A 16,273-nucleotide genomic window follows, 5' to 3' on the forward strand; every position below is an offset into this window, starting at 1 on the left:
AATGCTCCACCGGGCCCCGGTGTTGGCACCCGTTGAGGAGGACAGGACCCTTCGGGGTCCGCCTCGCCGACGACCGAGGGCGCCAGGCGGCCGCAACCCCTTTCCAGAGGAGCTTTACAACATGACGGTTCAGACCGAGGACACCGCGCAGGGAGTCATCCTGACCGACGAGGCGGCCGACAAGGTCCGCTCCCTCCTGGACCAGGAGGGCCGTGACGACCTGCGCCTGCGTGTGGGCGTCCAGCCCGGGGGTTGCTCGGGGCTGCGCTACCAGCTCTACTTCGACGAGCGCGACCTCGACGGCGACATCATCGCCGACTTCAACGGGGTCCAGGTCGTCACCGACCGCAAGAGCGCCGCCTACCTGACCGGGGCCACCATCGACTTCGTCGACACCATCGAGAAGCAGGGCTTCACCATCGACAACCCGATGGCCACCGGCTCTTGCGCCTGCGGCGACTCCTTCAACTGAGCGTTCCCACGGGCCGCGCGGCGGCCGGTGGACCCGGGGTGGGCGGACGTGTCGACACGTCCGCCCACCCCTCCCGTTTCCGGGGAAGGACGGGGAGAGGTCCCGAACGCCCGAGGATTGGGGGCACGGTGCTCTGGGTACCCTTGGCAGGTCCGAACGGGCACGTCCTCGCCCGTCCTCGACGGCTCGGTCGGCTCGTCCCGAGCGTCACACCCCTTCCCCTAGCAAGGAGACAACGTCCCGTGCGTATCGCGGTTGCCGGATCCATCGCCACCGACCACCTCATGTCCTTCGAGGGCAGGTTCGCCGAGCAGATCATCCCCGAGCAGATCCAGCAGTTGTCCCTCTCCTTCCTCATCGACGAGCTCGACGTACGCCGCGGCGGCGTCGCGGCCAACATCTGCTTCGGCCTGGGCGGGTTCGGTCTGAACCCGGTCCTGGTCGGCGCCGCGGGGGAGGACTTCGAGGACTACCGGGCCTGGCTCGACCGCCACGGCGTCGACACCTCCGCCGTCCGTATCTCCGAGATCCGCCACACGGCCCGGTTCGTCTGCACCACCGACCGCGACCAGAACCAGATCGCCTCCTTCTACGCGGGCGCCATGGCCGAGGCCCGCAACATCGAGATCCAGCCGATCGCGGACCGTCTCGGCGGACTCGACCTGGTGTTGATCGGCGCCGACGACCCGGCCGCCATGGTCCGGCACAGCGAGGAGTGCCGGACGCGCGGCATCCCCTTCGCCGCCGACCCCTCCCAGCAGCTCGCCCGGATGGAGGGCCCGCAGGTGCGCGGCCTCATCGAGGGCGCCTCCTTCCTGTTCTCCAACGAGTACGAGAAGGCTCTGGCAGAGCAGAAGACCGAGTGGTCGGACGCCGAGATCCTGTCCAAGGTCGGCACCCGTATCACCACGCTGGGCCCCAAGGGCGCGCGGATCGACCGTGAGGGCGAGCCCTCCATCCAGGTTCCGGCCGCCGCCGTGGACGAACTGGTCGACCCCACCGGCATGGGCGACGCCTTCCGCGCCGGCTTCCTGGCCGCCCACTCTTGGGGGCTGTCCCTGGAGCGCGCCGCGCAGGTCGGCAACGCCACCGCCGTGCACTGCCTGGAGGCCGACGGCCCGCAGGAGTACACGCTCACCGCGGCCTCCCTGCTGGAGCGCGTCGAGCGTTCCTACGGCTCCGAGGCCGCCGACGAGGTGCGTCCCCACCTGTGACCGGCGTGGCCGCCCCGACCTGAGAACCCCGTCTCTGGTCGGGGTGGTGCCCCGGACCCCGTAGAGTGGATGGCCGTGACCCGTGCGGGGAGACCCGCACCGCCCCGGTGCGCTGAAACGCGTGCCGGTTCATTCGCCCGAGCCGTCCGTGCAGGGTCGCGCACGACGGTGGGGAACCCGCCCTGAACGCCCGTCCGACGGGCGCGGGGCCCGGGCGCGTCCAGCGCCTCCCAGATCTAGGCAAGCCTTACCTGGGATTCCCTGATTCACCCTGAAAGGACTATGCATGCGCTACACCGGACCGAAGGTGCGGTTGTCCCGGCGCGCCGGCACCCCGCTGACCCGTAAGGCGGTCAGCTACTTCGAGAAGCGTCCGTACCCGCCCGGTGAGCACGGCCGTCGTGTTCGTCGCAACAGCAGCGACTTCGCCGTCCGTCAGGCGGAGAAGCAGAAGGTGCGCTGGTACTACGACCTGACCGAGAAGCAGCTCGTCCGCGTCTACGAGAACTCCAAGAAGCGCGCCGGTCGTACCGGTGAGGAGATGCTCGCCGAGCTGGAGCTGCGTCTGGCCACGGTCGTCCTGCGCGCCGGTCTGGCCGCGTCGATCTACGCCGCCCGTCAGTTCGTGAACCACGGCCACATCACCGTGGACGGCAAGAAGGTCGACATCCCGTCGTACCAGGTCAAGCCGGGCCAGATCATCGGTGTTCGGGAGAAGTCCCGCAACATGGTGCCGTTCGTCGAGGCCGCCGAGGGCGTCCACGCCGACGACAAGATCGCCGGTTACCTCGCCGTCAGCCACAAGGACCTGCGCGTCGCGGTTATCGACCGCCCCAAGCGCGAGCAGATCCCGGTGCCCTTCGACGAGCAGCTCGTCGTCGAGTTCTACGCTCGCTAGAACACCTGCCACGTCGTGGGTCGGAACTCTTTCTCGGAGCCCGGCCCCCTCGTGGACGAGGCCGCGCGGACCCAGGTCCGCGCGGCCTTCGCCTTGCCCGTGGCCGCCGCCGGATCCCCTCCGGCCCGGCCGCGGACGTGTCACGCCACTCCCGAAGAAAGGGATGGCGGGGATCGTTATCGCAATGGAACCGAAACCCCGACCTCCGGTCCTGGGCACACCATCGAGTGGTCAGTACATCCTGCGGATGTGAAAAGCACTACCCCGATCCAGGGGGTGCTCGGCGACGAACTCGTGCATCTTCATCCGGCACCATGCCGGTATGTCCGCACTCGCGGCCGGGTCGTCCGCGGTGACCGCGATGACCGCCCCGATAGGCACTTCGTGCAGTCGGGCGGCCAGCATGATGATCGGGATCGGGCACTTTCGGCCCACCGCCTCCACGGTGACCCGAGGCCCCTGACCGATCGGTCGCTCGGACACTTCCACCCCCGTTGGTTGTCGTCCCGTGTCCTGATCTTGACCTGGGGTGCGCGAAAAGGCGCACCCGGTTAAGGGTGCCGTAAATCCAGCGATACGCTCGCCTTAGTCTCGAGCCGAGTACGCGCGCATCACCGCCGGAGGCGGGGTGCACGGGTCTCGACCCGAGGGCCCGGGGGAACGCCGGGCCGCGCCTCGCAGCCAGCCGGAGGATGTCCCTCGGGGGCGGCCTGGCCCGGCTCCGCGAGGGATGTCGAGCGTTCCGCGAGGGCTCGTCTGGCAACACGCTGACCAGGCAAGCCCATGAACGGCACGTCGAACGGTTCGCGATAATGTTTCCCCCTGACAAGCTTTGGATACTTAGGCCGCCCGTGGAGGATCCACGGGCTTCACCGCTGGGAAGGCAATCCGTGAGTCCGACCCGCCAAAAAAATCGGCGCTCAACACTGCGCCGATGGGCACCACGCGGCGCCGCGCTCGCCGTGCTGGGGCTGGCCGCGACCGGCTGCGCGTCGAACGATCTCGCTCGTTTGGGCATGCCGGAGCCGATCACCGAGCAGGCCGAGCGTGTTCTCTCGCTCTGGCAGGGCTCGTGGGTCGCTGCTTTCGCGGTCGGCATTCTCGTGTGGGGACTGTTCATCTGGACGATCCTCTTCCACCGCAAGCGCTCTGAGCAGTTGCCGCCGCAGGTGCGGTACAACATGCCCATCGAAGCGCTCTACACCGTGCTGCCGATCGTCATCATCTCGGTGCTCTTCTTCTTCACCGCGCGAGACCAGGCCTACCTGCTCGACACCGAAGAGCCCGCCGACGTCCACGTTGAGGTCGTGGCCTTCCAATGGGCCTGGCAGTTCAACTACATGGACGACACCAAGGAGAACGGTGGCGAGGTGCTCTTCTCCGAGGTTGGTATCCCCAACCCGGACGGCACCACCGACCCCGAGACCCAGACGACCCTCGTGCTTCCCGAGGACTCCGTCGTCCACTTCGACCTCTACTCTCCCGACGTCATCCACTCGTTCTGGATCCCGGCGTTCGGTTTCAAGATGGACGTCGTCCCCGGTCGCGACAACTCCTTCCAGGTCAACCTGAACGAGGGCACCGCGGACACCTACATCGGACGTTGTGCCGAGCTGTGCGGCGTGGACCACACCCGCATGCTCTTCAACGTCGAGGTCCTGCCTCAGGACGAGTACGAGGCCTGGGCCGCCGAACAGCAGCAGGCTGCGGCGGACGAGGCCGAGCAGCGGCAGGCCGCCGCTGACGAGGCGTCCGAGGCTCAGGGCGCCGAGGACACCGAGGCGGAAGACACCGAGGCGCAGGACGCCGAGGAGAATGACGCCGAGGAGAATGACGAGTAATGACCACGACGACCACCGACGCACCGCGTACCGACGGTCAGGCACCGTCGCGTAAGGGTTCGATCATCGTCAACTGGTTGACGTCGACCGACCACAAGGTCATCGGGTACATGTACCTGATCACCTCGTTCGCGTTCTTCCTCATCGGCGGCGTGATGGCGCTGCTGATGCGTCTGGAACTGTTCGCACCGGGCAAGCAGATCATGTCCAACGAACTGTTCAACCAGATGTTCACGATGCACGGCACCATCATGCTGCTGATGTTCGCGACCCCGCTCTTCATCGGGTTCTCGAACATCCTCATGCCGTTGCAGATCGGCGCCCCCGATGTGGCCTTCCCCAGGATCAACCTGTTCGGCTACTACCTGTACCTGTTCGGCAGCCTCATCGCCGTCAGCGGCTTCCTGACCCCGGGCGGCGCCGCCAGCTTCGGCTGGTTCGCCTACACCCCGCTGTCCGACGCGGTCCGTTCCCCGGGCCTGGGCGGCGACCTGTGGATCCTGGGCCTGGCCGTGTCCGGTCTGGGCACGATCCTCGGCGCGGTCAACTTCATCACCACCGGTCTGTGCATGCGCGCGCCCGGTATGACGATGTTCCGCATGCCGATCTTCACCTGGAACACCCTGCTCACCAGCGTTCTGGTGCTGCTGGCCTTCCCGGTCCTGACCGCCGCGCTGATCGCCCTGGGCGCCGACCGCATCGTCGGTACACAGGTCTTCAACGCCGAACACGGTGGCGCCATCCTGTGGCAGCACCTGTTCTGGTTCTTCGGTCACCCCGAGGTGTACATCATCGCCCTGCCGTTCTTCGGCATCGCGACGGAGATCCTGCCGGTGTTCAGCCGCAAGCCGATCTTCGGTTACAAGAGCCTCGTGGCCGCCACCATCGCCATCGCGGGCCTGTCGATCACCGTGTGGGCGCACCACATGTTCCCGACCGGTGCCGTGCTGCTGCCGTTCTTCTCCTTCATGACGTTCCTCATCGCGGTCCCGACCGGTGTGAAGTTCTTCAACTGGATCGGCACGATGTGGCGGGGGCAGCTCACCTTCGAGACGCCGATGCTGTTCACGATCGGCTTCCTGGTCACCTTCCTCTTCGGTGGTCTGACCGGTGTGCTCCTGGCCTCTCCGCCCATCGACTTCCACGTCACCGACTCCTACTTCGTGGTGGCGCACTTCCACTACGTCGTGTTCGGCACCGTGGTGTTCGCGATGTTCGCGGGCTTCTACTTCTGGTGGCCCAAGTTCACCGGAAAGATGCTCAACGAGAAGCTGGGCAAGTTCCACTTCTGGCTGCTCTTCCTGGGCTTCCACGGCACCTTCCTGGTGCAGCACTGGCTGGGCGCCGCGGGCTTCCCGCGTCGCTACGCCGACTACCTGCCCACCGACGGCTTCACCGAGCTGAACCAGATCTCCTCGATCTCGTCCTTCGTGCTCGCCGCCTCGACGCTCATCTTCTTCTGGAACATGTACATCACCGCGAAGAAGGCGCCGATGGTCAACGTGGACGACCCGTGGGGCTACGGCTGCTCGCTGGAATGGGCCACCTCGTGCCCGCCGCCGCGACACAACTTCACGTCGCTGCCGCGGATCCGGTCCGAGCGTCCGGCCTTCGACCTCAACCACCCGCACGCCGCGGCACCCGGTGCCGTCGCCGCGGGCGCCGAGAAGAAGTAGGGGCGGCCACACATGAAGATGCAGGCCTACCTGTTCATGGGCATCTCGACCTTCTTCGGTCTCATCGGTGCCCTGTACATCTACTGGTCCCTCCAGGAGACCGGCGAGATCGAATGGGCCGGATCCACGGCCCTGGTCGTGGCCATCGGCTTCGGTTGGATGATCGGTTTCTGGCTCTGGCAGGCGGCTCGCCGCAGTGAGCGTTTCCACGGCCTCCCGGCCGAGGAGCGCCTCGACGGCGAGATCGCGGAGAACGCCGGCGAGTACGGCTTCTTCAGCCCGCACAGCTGGTGGCCGATGTTCGTCGCCCTGGCCGTCGCCTTCACGGCGGTCGGTGTGGCGATCGGCTGGTGGATGGTGTTCATCGGCTTCTTCGCCATCATCCTCACCGCGATCGGCTGGATCTTCGAGTACTACCGCAAGGAGTTCCAGCACTAGAGCGCAACCCAAGGTTCTGTCACTCTCTGGGTAGAATTGACTACTTTGGGTAGATAGTCAGCGTCACCGCCCCGGTGGCCGGACGCGTGGTCCTCGACCCGCGCCGGACACCGGGGTTCTTCGTCACGGTGTCCTTGGCTACCGGGGCACGGTGAACGGGCCCCGGCGGGCCCGTCCGCCTCCGGATACACGCCCCGCGGAACGGACGTTGGAGGTCCTGTGAAGCCGTGTATGAGACGACGAGCGATCGCGGGGGCGGCCCTGCTCTCCCTCCTGGCGGCCTGTGCCCCGGGCGGAGAGGACCAGGACGCGCGGAACGCCCCGGGGCCGGAGCCGACCATCACACCCGAACCCGGGGCCACCGGGATCGCGCCGAACACGCCGGTCCGGGTCGAGACCGACTCGGGGACCATCACCGACGTCTCGATCGAGCAGGTCGTACCCGAGGAGATCGCCTCGGCGGACACGACCGGGGAGGACGCCGAGAGCGCCCCCGAACTCGAACACACCGGAACCCTGAACGAGACCGGTGACCGTTGGACCTCGGACTGGAACCTGCGGCCGGGCGCCGCCGTCACCGTCATCGCCACCGCCTCCGACGAGGCCGGCCGGGAGACCGAGGTCGTCTCGGAGTTCACCACCCTCCCGGCCGACGGGAAGGAACGCCTGGAGGTCGCCTCCACCTTCCCCGCGGACGGACAGACCGTCGGGGTGGGAATGCCCGTCATCGTCGATTTCGGTCGACCCGTGACCAACAAGACCCAGGTGGAGAACTCCATCCAGGTCGTCTCCGAGGAGGCGACCCGCGGCGCCTGGAACTGGCTCACCGACGAGACCGCGGTCTTTCGCCCCGAGGAGTACTGGGAACCCCACCAGAAGGTCACCGTGGACCTGAGACTGGCCGGGGTGGAGGCGAGCGACGGCGTCTACGGCACGACCGACCGGCGTCTGGAGTTCGAGGTCGGACGCGAACTGATCGCCACCATGCACGTCCCCGACCACGAGCTGAACGTGGCCGTGGACGGGGAGAAGGTCCGGAGCATCCCGGTGAGCAACGGGGCGGCCGATCGCCACTTCAACACCACGACCTCCGGCGTCCACCTCACGATGGAGAAGTACTCGTCCATGGTGATGGACTCCGCCAGCGTCGGTATCCCCGAAGGGTCGCCCGGCCACTACCGGCTGGACGTCGACTGGGCGGTGCGCACCTCCAACAGCGGCGAGTTCACCCACTCCGCCCCGTGGAACTCGGGGAACCTGGGGTCGGCGAACACCTCCAACGGCTGCACCAACATGGCGCCGAACGACGCCCGCTGGTTCCACGACGAGGTCCTGATGGGCGACGTCCTCGAGACCACCGGAACCGACCGCGAACTGGAGTGGGACAACGGCTGGGGCTACTACCAGCGCTCCTGGGAGGAGTGGCTGTCCCACAGCGAGACCGGTGAGCCCCACGTGACCGACGGCTCGGCCACTCCGGGCACGGTCCACGGCGAGGACCTGTGAGGGGGACCCTCACCTGAGCCTCGAGGGGCTCAGGAGTCGCTCAGGAGGCTCTCCAGGCGATCGAGGGTCCGATCCCAGGTCCACTCACGACCCACCCATTCCCGGCCGCGTGCGCCCATCAGGGCGGCGCGGTCGGGGTCCTTCAGGAGACGGATCAACGCTCGAGCGGTCGGCCCCGGTAGGGAACCGTCCACCACGTGTCCGGTCTCGCCCTCCAGGACCGCGTCCGGGGCACCGCCCGACGCGCCGGCCACGACCGGCAGCCCGGTGGCCGACGCCTCCAGATAGACCATTCCGAGCCCCTCCACGTCCAGACCGCCCCTCCGGGTCCGGCACGGCATGGCGAAGACGTCGCCCGCGTCGTAGTGTGCGGGCAGTTCCTCGGCCCGCACGGGGCCGGTGAAGTACACCGACTCGACGCCCTCCGCCGCCGAACGGAGCCGGGACGCGTACGGACCATCGCCCACGAGCAGCAGGGCGGCATCGGGAACGTCCTTCAACACCCGGGGCCAGGCCCGGATCAAGGTGTCCTGCCCCTTGCGCGGGACCATCCGGGAGACGCACACCACCACGGGACGGCCGCCCAGCCCCAGACGCTCGCGCACCTCCTCGCCGCCCGCCCCGGGACGGAAACGCCCGGTGTCCACCCCGGGGGTCAACCGCCGCATCCGGGCCGTCGCCGCGGGGGAGAGGGAACGCGCCAACCGACGCCGCGTGTACTCGCCCAGGTAGGTGACGGTGTCCACCGACGATCCGATCCCGCGCAGTGCCGCCCCCGCCCCGGGGACCACCGTCCAACCGGTCTCGTGCCCGTGGGTGATCGCCACCTGGCGTCGCGCCACGGAACGCAGGGCCGGAGCGAGCAGCCCCAAGGGCGCCGCCGCCCCGTACAGGACCGAGTCGCAGCCCTCCAACCCGGCGATGACCCGTGCCCGCTCCGCCACCCGGGGCGTCGGCAGAAGGACCCCGGCGCCGTCCCGCACGATCGGGAACGGCTGCCGCACGTCGAAATGGGGATCGCCGGCCCGATCCGCGGCGGCGGGAGAGGAGCAGTAGACCACGACCGACCCCTCCGGCCGGCGCAGCGCCAACTCGTGGACGAAGGACTCGATCCCCCCGGCCCGAGGCGGAAAGTCGTTGGTGATGATCAGCGTTCGCGACACGTCAGGAGTCTAGGGGGCGGGACGTGTTCGCTTCGCGCCTCCGCTTCGCTTCGGGTGATTCCGGGGCGGGGTGGGGGAGCGGGTACCTGTCACACCCCGCCGGGGGTGTCCCTACGGGCGGACTGCGGCGACGAAGTTGGAGCGGTAGTGGTCGTTGAGGGTGACGGTACCGATGGGGCGCGCGGAGGTGGAGGCGTGGACCATCACGCCGTCGCCCGCGTACAGGCCGACGTGGTCGGGGCTGGAACCGTAGAAGAACAGCAGGTCGCCCGGCTGCTTGTCGTCCCAGGACACGCGCTGCCCGGCGTTGATCTGGTCGTAGGTGGTGCGGGGCAGGCTCACACCGGCCTGGGCCCAGGCCGCCTGGGTCAGTCCGGAGCAGTCGTAGCCGTCGGGACCGGTGCCGCCCCAGATGTAGGGCTTGCCGATCTGGGCGTAGGCGAAGTCCAGAGCGGTGCGGGCGTTGCCGGACGCGGGACCGGTGTAGCTGCCGCCACCGCCTCCGCCGCCACTGGAGCCGTTGCCCCCGGAACCGCCGCCGGTGGTCGTGCTCTCGCCACCGTTGTCGACGTTGCGGGTGGCCTCGGCGCGTTCCTCCGCGGTGAGCTCGGAGAGCAGTTCCTCCTGCTCGGCGATGGCGGCCTCGGCCTCCTCGGTGGCCTCCTCGGCCTCCTCCAGGGCCTGGGCGGCGCTCTCCTCGGTGCTCTCCGCCTCCGACCGCAGTGACTCCAGGTGGTCGAGCTCGTCCACGTACCGGTCGAGCCCCATCTGCTGCTGTTCGGACAGATAGGTCAGGTCGGCCTGGTGCTCCAGCGCCTCCTCGGGGCCGGAGGCGCCGATGAGCTGGGTGGGGGAGGTCGGGTCGACACCGATGTAGGAGATGTTGGCGAGGGCGCGTACCCCGCCGCTCAGGTCGTCGACGGTCTTCTCGGCGGCCTCGATGTCGGCGAGCAGATCGGTGAGCTTCTCCTCGGCCGCCTCGTGCTCCTCCTTGGCCTCGTTGTAGGCCGCGTTGAGTCCGATGAACTCCTCTTCGAGGCGTTCGATCTCCTCACGGACCTCGTCACTGGTCGGCTCCGCCCGCGCCACCGCGGAGGAGGCGAGGAGGACGACGACACCGATCGAGGCGATGGTCGCCGAACGGCGACCGGGGGCACCAGAGAACACGGACACGAGGTCAGCACCTTTCTCCCGCCGCTCCGGTGATCGGGAACAGGCGGGCGTACCGGGCGGGGGCGGAGTCGATGAGGACGACCGAAAGGGGGTCTGCTGTGCCCGACCCGGGCGAGGCCGTCACCGACGGGGTTCGGTGAAGAGGAACGACCTTGCTCGGCGACGAACACTAGTGCATCTCTTGGGTGGCTCTCAACTGTTTCGTGATGTTCTGGAAGAAGGGGAGGTCTGTCCGAAACCCGCCCCACGGGACGCTTCCACGAACCTCGGGGCCCGGGGCCGGAACGAACACGAGGCCGTCGCCCCGAAGGACGACGGCCTCGTGGACACGAGTGGTTCAGGGACGAACCGCGAACTGGAACTGACCGCCCCAGTAGGCGGCCAACCCGACGACCTCCAGGTTGCGGCCGCTGCTCGGGGCGTGGACCATCTGCCCGTTGCCCGCGTACAGACCGTTGTGACCCAGGTCGCCGAAGAAGAAGAGGATGTCGCCCGGTTGGACCGCGCTCATGTCGTAGATGCGGGTGCCCACGTCGGCCTGCCCGTAGGTGGTGCGGGGCAGGTCGACACCGGCCGCGCGCCAGGACGCCTGGACCAGGCCGGAGCAGTCGTAGCCGTTGGGGCCGGTGCCGCCCCACACGTAGGGCAGACCCACCTTGGAGTAGGCGAAGTCCAGGGCCGTCGACGCGCCGCCGCTGCCACCGCCCGCGTGGCTCTGGCCGCCGCTGTCGTCGGCGCCCTCGGCGGAGGCGTCGGAGTCGGGGAACTGCGCGAGGAGCTCCTGCTGCTCCTCGATCGCCTTCTCGACCTCCTCCTTGGCCTCCTCGGCCTCGTCCTTCGTCTTCTCGGCCTCCTCCAAGGCGGACTCGGCCTCGTCCTTGAGCGCGAACAGACGCTCGGCGGAGTCGCCGAAGTCGTCGAGCTGGGCCTGCTGGGCCTCCGACAGGTAGGTCAGGTCGGCGTTCTGCTCCAGGAGCGTCTCGGGACCGTCGGAGGTGAGGACGTTCGCGGTCGAGCTGAGGTCGCCGCCCTGGTAGGTGGCGTTGGCGAACTGCTGGACCTTCTCGCGAAGCTCCTCGTAGCGGTCCTCCTCGTCGCCGACCTGGTCGTCGATCTCGTCGAAGGCGGCCTTGGCGGCCTCGTAGTCCTCTTCGGCCTGGTTGTAGGCCTCTACCGCTTGGGCGGCCTCCTGGTTCAGCTCCTCGATGCGGTCCTCGACCTCGTCCTGGGTCGGCTCCGCGTGTGCGATACCTGGGGCGATGAAGGTGCCGGCGGCGACCACGCCGAGGCCGGTCGTAGCGATTCGGCGAGCCGTACGCCGACCACCGGGGTTCTTCATGGCGGTCCACGCTCCTTGAGTCTGAGAAATCCGCAGGGGTGTCTGGGAGACGAAAGCTGGGGGCGCCCGTGGGTCACGGGGCTGCCATGAGTGTGCGGGTCCTCACCGGGGACGGACACAGGGGTGGCCTTCTACCCGATGAGGCACTCACGTTCGGGAAGAACCTAGCGGACCGGCCTTCCCCGCTCAACCAGGGCAGGGCCCGAAGACCCCCCGTGACACGGGTGAGCGTGGTCACCATCAGGCACTCTCAGGACAGTTGTCGCAGGAAGATCAGGGAGGGGACGGCCCTGGCCCCGGCCCTGCGGACCGCCCGAACGATCTCCTGATCCGAGGTCACCACGGCGATCGGACGACCGGGCGGCTCGGCCCGCACCAGTCGGACGATCAACTCGTCCGCCGTCTCGCCCGGGGCGCTGAACAACAGCCGGACCCGACGGTTCGGGACCACCGGAGGGGTGTCGACGTCGGCGCCGTCGAACACGCAGGTGATCTCGGCCCTGGTCCGGCTCGCCAGGCCCTCCAGCGATGCCAGCAGACGGTTGCGCTGATCGACCAACGGGAGCGTGCCGTACCCGGTCTTGGTGACGTTGTAGCCGTCCAGCACCAGGTGCACCCGGGGGACGGTCAACAGGTGCTCCAGCAGCCCGGGGTCGTCGTCGGGCAACCCGTCCAAGGACACCCGACGACGTTCGTCGCCGGCGGCGGCGACCAGGTCGGCCGGGCTGTCCAACCCCGTGGGCAGCGCCAGTTCGCGTCGCAGACCGTGCGAGGCGTCCACCAGGACGTCGAGGAGGATCCGGAGACGGGCCTCGTCGGCGTTGCGTCCCGTGCGCACCGCGCGACGGGCGTTCTCCACCTGGGCCTCGGCGTCGGCCAGCCTCGCCCGGAGTCTCCGGTTCTCGCTCTCCAGGGAATGGACCCGGTTCTCGGTCTCGCTGCCGTGCTCCCGGGCCCGGCTCATCGCCTCTTCGGCCTCGCTGGTGGCCGTTCGGGCGCGCTGCCGCTCGTTGTGCACCTTCCGGCGCAGTTCGGCGATCTCGGTGCGCTGGTCGGAGATCTGCGCACGTAGACGGTCCGTCTCCGAGCGGTGACCGCGCCTGGTCTCCTCCAGCTCCCGGCGCACCTCCTCCAGGGCCTCGGCGGCCTCGTCCACCTCTTTGGCGTTGTTGCGCCGTTCCAACTCCTGGTGGACGTCCTCGATCATCCGAGGCCAGCCGGGCGGACGCAGCAGATAGGCGCAGGCGGCCACTGCCACGGGATCGGCGGCCGGAGGGACGACCCCCGCGCGCATCCCCTCGGCGAGCTCGGGCCAGACCTGTTCCACCCGTGAGGCGACCAACGCGCGAAAGTCCGCGTCGTTCTCCAACTGGGCGGCGATCTGCGGACCGGCCAACCTGGCCCTGCGCCGGGGCTCGAACCTGGCCACCCTGCGCAGTACGGGCGGAAGATCGGCCGTGCGCATCCCGCCCAGCACGTCGGATCCGTACTCCACCACCCGGGCACGGACCGTCTCGGGCAGGGGACGGAAGAGCCGCTCGGCGGGGTCGTCGTCGGAGTCGGAGGCCCCGCTCCGGTCGATCGGTTCTCCGTCGGTCCGGCCGCCCGCCTCCGGGCCGCCACTCATGCGAGACCCGTCGGGCTCTCCGCCGAAGGGTCGGAGTCCGACCGGTCGGCGTCGGGGCGGGGGACGATCTCCACACTGTCGGTGGCGCCGCACCAGCGGCACCGCACCCGTTCGATCGTCTCCGACAGCACGTTGCGCTCCTCGACGGCCCCGGCGCCCGACAGCTCCTGGTGCACGTAGTCCTGGGAGCGGACGGTGCGGGTCACGTCGAACCGCGTGAGATTGCCGCACCCCGTGCACCGCCAACGCTCACTGTCACCCGGCATCGCGATCCCCACGGGGTTCCTCCTCGTTGTCGTCGTCATCGTCATGGGGCCGAGCGCCCTCTGGCGTCCCGGTGCCCCCGGTGCCCACATCTTTCCACGTCGGGAGGGTCGGGCGTTCTCCCGGAGAGGTTCGGTCGTGCCCCCCGACTACTCTGACCGGGTGGTTCGACAGTCCGTGACGCCCTCGGGCGTCCAAACCAGCATCGGTGACCTCGGCACCCCGTTGTCCGAGGTCACCTTCGTCGTCGTCGACCTGGAGACCACCGGGACCAGCGCGTCGAGGTCCCGGATCACCGAGGTCGGCGCGGTGCGGGTCCGTGACGGCGAGGTCCTTGACGAGTACACCACCCTGGTCGATCCCGATACCCTCATTCCGGCCGAGGTCACCCTCCTGACCGGGATCACCCAGTCCATGGTGGCGACGGCGCCCCGGATCGAGAAGGTCCTGCCCGAGCTGTTGGCCTTCCTCACCGAGGATCCCGACAGTGTGCTGGTCGCCCACAACGCCCCCTTCGACACCGGTTTCCTGAAGGCCGCCTGCGAACGCGAGGCGCTGGAGTGGCCGGCGCCGCCGGTGGTCGACACCCTGCGGCTGGCCCGGGCCCTCCTGCCCGTGCCCAAGGTGCGCAACCACCGGCTGGGCACCCTCGCCGCCTACTACGGCGCCTCCGTCACCCCCGATCACCGAGCCCTGGACGACGCCCGCGCCACCGTGGACGTGCTCGGCGGGCTCATCTCCGAACTCGTCCCCTTGGGCGCCACCTCCCTGGAGGAGCTGCGGGCGGTCTCCAAACCACCGACCAAGGCCCAGCGCGCCCGCAGGCACCTCGCCGAGGACCTGCCCGACCGTCCGGGCGTGTACGTGTTCACCGACTCGCGGGGCCACAGCCTGTACGTGGGCAAGAGCAACAACCTCAGACGCAGGGTCGCCTCCTACTTCACCGCGGCCGAGTCCCGCCGCCGGATCCGCGAGATGGCCGGTCTGGTCGAGGCGGTCACCCCGATCGTCTGCGCCACCGACCTGGAGGCCTCTGTCCGTGAGCTGCGCATCATCGCCGAACGCAAACCCCCCTTCAACCGGCGTTCGCGCAACCCGGAGAACGTCCGCTGGGTGAAGCTCACCACCGACGCCTACCCGCGTCTGGCGGTGGTCCGTTCGGTCAAGGACGACGGCGCCCCCTACCTGGGTCCCTACCGTTCCGCCCGCGAGGCGGACGAGGCCCGCGAGGCACTACTGCACGCCCTGCCCCTGCGACAGTGCACCCACACCTTCGCCCCGCCCGAACGTACGGTGCCACGCTGCGTACTCGCCCAACTGGGGCGTTGCGGCGCCCCCTGTGACGGGACCCAGGGGCGGGACGAGTACGGGGTCCACGCCGAAGAGGCGCGCACCGCCATGACCGCCGACCCCGCTGTGGTGGTGGACGCGCTCACCGCGAGGATCGGAGAACTGTCGGCCGAGTTGCGCTACGAGGAGGCGGCGAGTCTGCGCGACCGTCTCGTGGCCTTCCTTCGGGGCGCCCGGCGGTCCCAACGTCTGACGGCGCTCGCCTCGGTGCCCCACCTGGTCGCCTCCCGGCCGGGGGATCGGGGGTGGGAGACGATCGTGGTCCGCCACGGACGTCTGGCCTCCTGCGCCGTCCTGACCCCGGGGACCGACCCGGCGGCCTTCCTGAACTCGCTCACCGCCACCGCCGAACGCGTTCCGCCCGGTCCCGGACCGGTGCCCAACGCCACGGCGGAGGAGGGCGAGCTGATCCTGGACTGGCTCACCACCCCCGGCACCCACCTGATCGAGATCGAAGGTGAGTGGACATGCCCGTTGCGGAGCGCCGAAGCCCACGATCGGATGACACACTGGGCCCATGGCCGCGCTTCCGCTCAATGACGACTATCCCGTCCGCCGCGCACCGGTCGTCACCTACGGCCTGATCGCCGCGAACGTCCTCGTCTACCTGCTCTCCCCACAGGCGGCCACCGCCGTCTGGTACCCGGCCGACATGCTCGAACGGTTCTGCGCCGTCGACGCCTACTTCATGCGCTGGGGGGCCATCCCGGACGAGATCCTCGGACGCGCGGCCCTGGCCGAACCGCTCACCCCCGAATGCGGGGGGATCGAGGGCAAATCCGTCTGGTTCTCGGTGCTCAGCTCGATGTTCCTGCACGGCGGCGCCATGCACCTGCTCGGCAACATGGTCTACCTGTTCGTGTTCGGACCGGTGGTCGAGGACCGTATCGGCAGGCTTCGCTACCTGCTCCTGTACGTGCTGACCGGGGTCGTCGCCGTCTACGGGCACGCGCTGGTGGACATGGACGGCGGGGTGCCCATGATCGGGGCCTCCGGCGCCATCTCCGGGGTGCTCGGGGCCTATCTGGTGGTCCAGTTCCGCAGCCGTGTGACCACGCTCGTGTTCGGCGTCGTCCCGATGAGGCTGCCCGGATGGGCGGTGGTCGGCAGCTACTTCGCGCTTCAGTATCTTCTCTACGTCACATCCTCGACCGCCCCGGGCGGGGGATCCGGCGTGGCCTACGCGGCGCACGTCTACGGGTTCATCGCGGGGCTGATCGCGGCACCGGTGGCCTTCCGTTGGCGCAGGAACTCCGGAACACGGCTCTCCGACGCCTACTAGAGCGACGCCCTCCCCGTCCCGCCCACGTAC

15 protein-coding genes are annotated in these 16,273 nt (G+C 69.0%); 9 read left to right on the forward strand and 6 right to left on the reverse strand.

Translation table 11 applies throughout. The features are described 5' to 3' along the window. Positions 1-121: 121 nt before the first annotated feature. The 3 genes from D451_RS0115405 (at position 122) to rpsD (ending at position 2,584) form a co-directional block, all read left to right on the forward strand. Positions 122-472: a HesB/IscA family protein gene (locus D451_RS0115405; protein ID WP_014911982.1), complete on the forward strand. Its 351-nt coding sequence runs from the start codon at positions 122-124 to the stop codon at positions 470-472. A gap of 242 nt (positions 473-714) precedes the next feature. Continuing rightward, complete coding sequence (locus tag D451_RS0115410) at positions 715-1,686, forward strand: carbohydrate kinase family protein (protein ID WP_017535108.1); 972 nt, start codon at positions 715-717, stop codon at positions 1,684-1,686. 286 nt (positions 1,687-1,972) lie between these two features. Continuing rightward, positions 1,973-2,584 (forward strand): 30S ribosomal protein S4, encoded by a 612-nt coding sequence (rpsD, locus tag D451_RS0115415; RefSeq protein ID WP_014911417.1) that lies wholly within the window; start codon positions 1,973-1,975, stop codon positions 2,582-2,584. Positions 2,585-2,815: 231 nt separating this feature from the next. On the opposite strand, the gene D451_RS0115420 is transcribed toward rpsD, so the two are convergent. Then, the gene (locus tag D451_RS0115420) at positions 2,816-3,073 is read right to left on the reverse strand and encodes a sulfurtransferase TusA family protein (RefSeq protein WP_014911562.1); all 258 of its coding nucleotides are present in this window, start codon (positions 3,071-3,073) and stop codon (positions 2,816-2,818) included. A 401-nt stretch (positions 3,074-3,474) separates the two neighbouring features. Between D451_RS0115420 and ctaC the strand changes: the two genes are divergently transcribed. The 4 genes from ctaC (at position 3,475) to D451_RS0115440 (ending at position 8,045) form a co-directional block, all read left to right on the forward strand. After that, positions 3,475-4,425, forward strand: coding sequence for an aa3-type cytochrome oxidase subunit II (gene ctaC / locus D451_RS0115425; protein ID WP_435794668.1), 951 nt, complete (start codon positions 3,475-3,477; stop codon positions 4,423-4,425). Beyond that, complete coding sequence (gene ctaD / locus D451_RS0115430; protein ID WP_017535110.1) at positions 4,425-6,101, forward strand: aa3-type cytochrome oxidase subunit I; 1,677 nt, start codon at positions 4,425-4,427, stop codon at positions 6,099-6,101. Before ctaC ends, ctaD begins: the two co-directional genes overlap by 1 nt. A gap of 12 nt (positions 6,102-6,113) precedes the next feature. Further along, the gene (locus tag D451_RS0115435) at positions 6,114-6,539 is read left to right on the forward strand and encodes a cytochrome c oxidase subunit 4 (RefSeq protein WP_014908701.1); all 426 of its coding nucleotides are present in this window, start codon (positions 6,114-6,116) and stop codon (positions 6,537-6,539) included. Between the two features lie 231 nt (positions 6,540-6,770). Beyond that, on the forward strand, positions 6,771-8,045 hold the full coding sequence (locus D451_RS0115440) for a L,D-transpeptidase (RefSeq protein WP_202421419.1): 1,275 nt from the start codon (positions 6,771-6,773) through the stop codon (positions 8,043-8,045). A 29-nt stretch (positions 8,046-8,074) separates the two neighbouring features. Here D451_RS0115440 and D451_RS0115445 read toward each other — a convergent pair whose 3' ends face one another. From D451_RS0115445 to D451_RS0115465, 5 genes are all read right to left on the reverse strand, one after another. Then, positions 8,075-9,208, reverse strand: a complete 1,134-nt coding sequence (locus D451_RS0115445; protein ID WP_017535112.1) for a glycosyltransferase family 4 protein — start codon at positions 9,206-9,208, stop codon at positions 8,075-8,077. A 111-nt stretch (positions 9,209-9,319) separates the two neighbouring features. Continuing rightward, positions 9,320-10,381: a C40 family peptidase gene (locus D451_RS0115450; RefSeq protein WP_014912059.1), complete on the reverse strand. Its 1,062-nt coding sequence runs from the start codon at positions 10,379-10,381 to the stop codon at positions 9,320-9,322. Between the two features lie 337 nt (positions 10,382-10,718). Further along, the gene (locus D451_RS0115455; RefSeq protein ID WP_014908707.1) at positions 10,719-11,720 is read right to left on the reverse strand and encodes a C40 family peptidase; all 1,002 of its coding nucleotides are present in this window, start codon (positions 11,718-11,720) and stop codon (positions 10,719-10,721) included. 250 nt (positions 11,721-11,970) lie between these two features. Further along, positions 11,971-13,347: an NYN domain-containing protein gene (locus tag D451_RS0115460; RefSeq protein WP_014912540.1), complete on the reverse strand. Its 1,377-nt coding sequence runs from the start codon at positions 13,345-13,347 to the stop codon at positions 11,971-11,973. Then, entirely contained in the window at positions 13,344-13,625 is a 282-nt protein-coding gene (locus D451_RS0115465; protein WP_014910911.1) for a hypothetical protein, read from the reverse strand. The genes D451_RS0115460 and D451_RS0115465 overlap by 4 nt, the downstream gene beginning before the upstream one ends. 124 nt (positions 13,626-13,749) lie before the next feature. Between D451_RS0115465 and D451_RS0115470 the strand changes: the two genes are divergently transcribed. Both D451_RS0115470 and D451_RS0115475 read left to right on the forward strand, forming a co-directional pair. After that, on the forward strand, positions 13,750-15,501 hold the full coding sequence (locus D451_RS0115470; protein WP_017535113.1) for a DEDD exonuclease domain-containing protein: 1,752 nt from the start codon (positions 13,750-13,752) through the stop codon (positions 15,499-15,501). Continuing rightward, positions 15,479-16,243, forward strand: a complete 765-nt coding sequence (locus D451_RS0115475; protein WP_014908810.1) for a rhomboid family intramembrane serine protease — start codon at positions 15,479-15,481, stop codon at positions 16,241-16,243. The genes D451_RS0115470 and D451_RS0115475 overlap by 23 nt, the downstream gene beginning before the upstream one ends. The last annotated feature ends 30 nt before the right edge of the window (positions 16,244-16,273 follow it).

Source organism: Nocardiopsis alba DSM 43377 (assembly GCF_000341225.1).
Lineage (GTDB): Bacteria > Actinomycetota > Actinomycetes > Streptosporangiales > Streptosporangiaceae > Nocardiopsis > Nocardiopsis alba.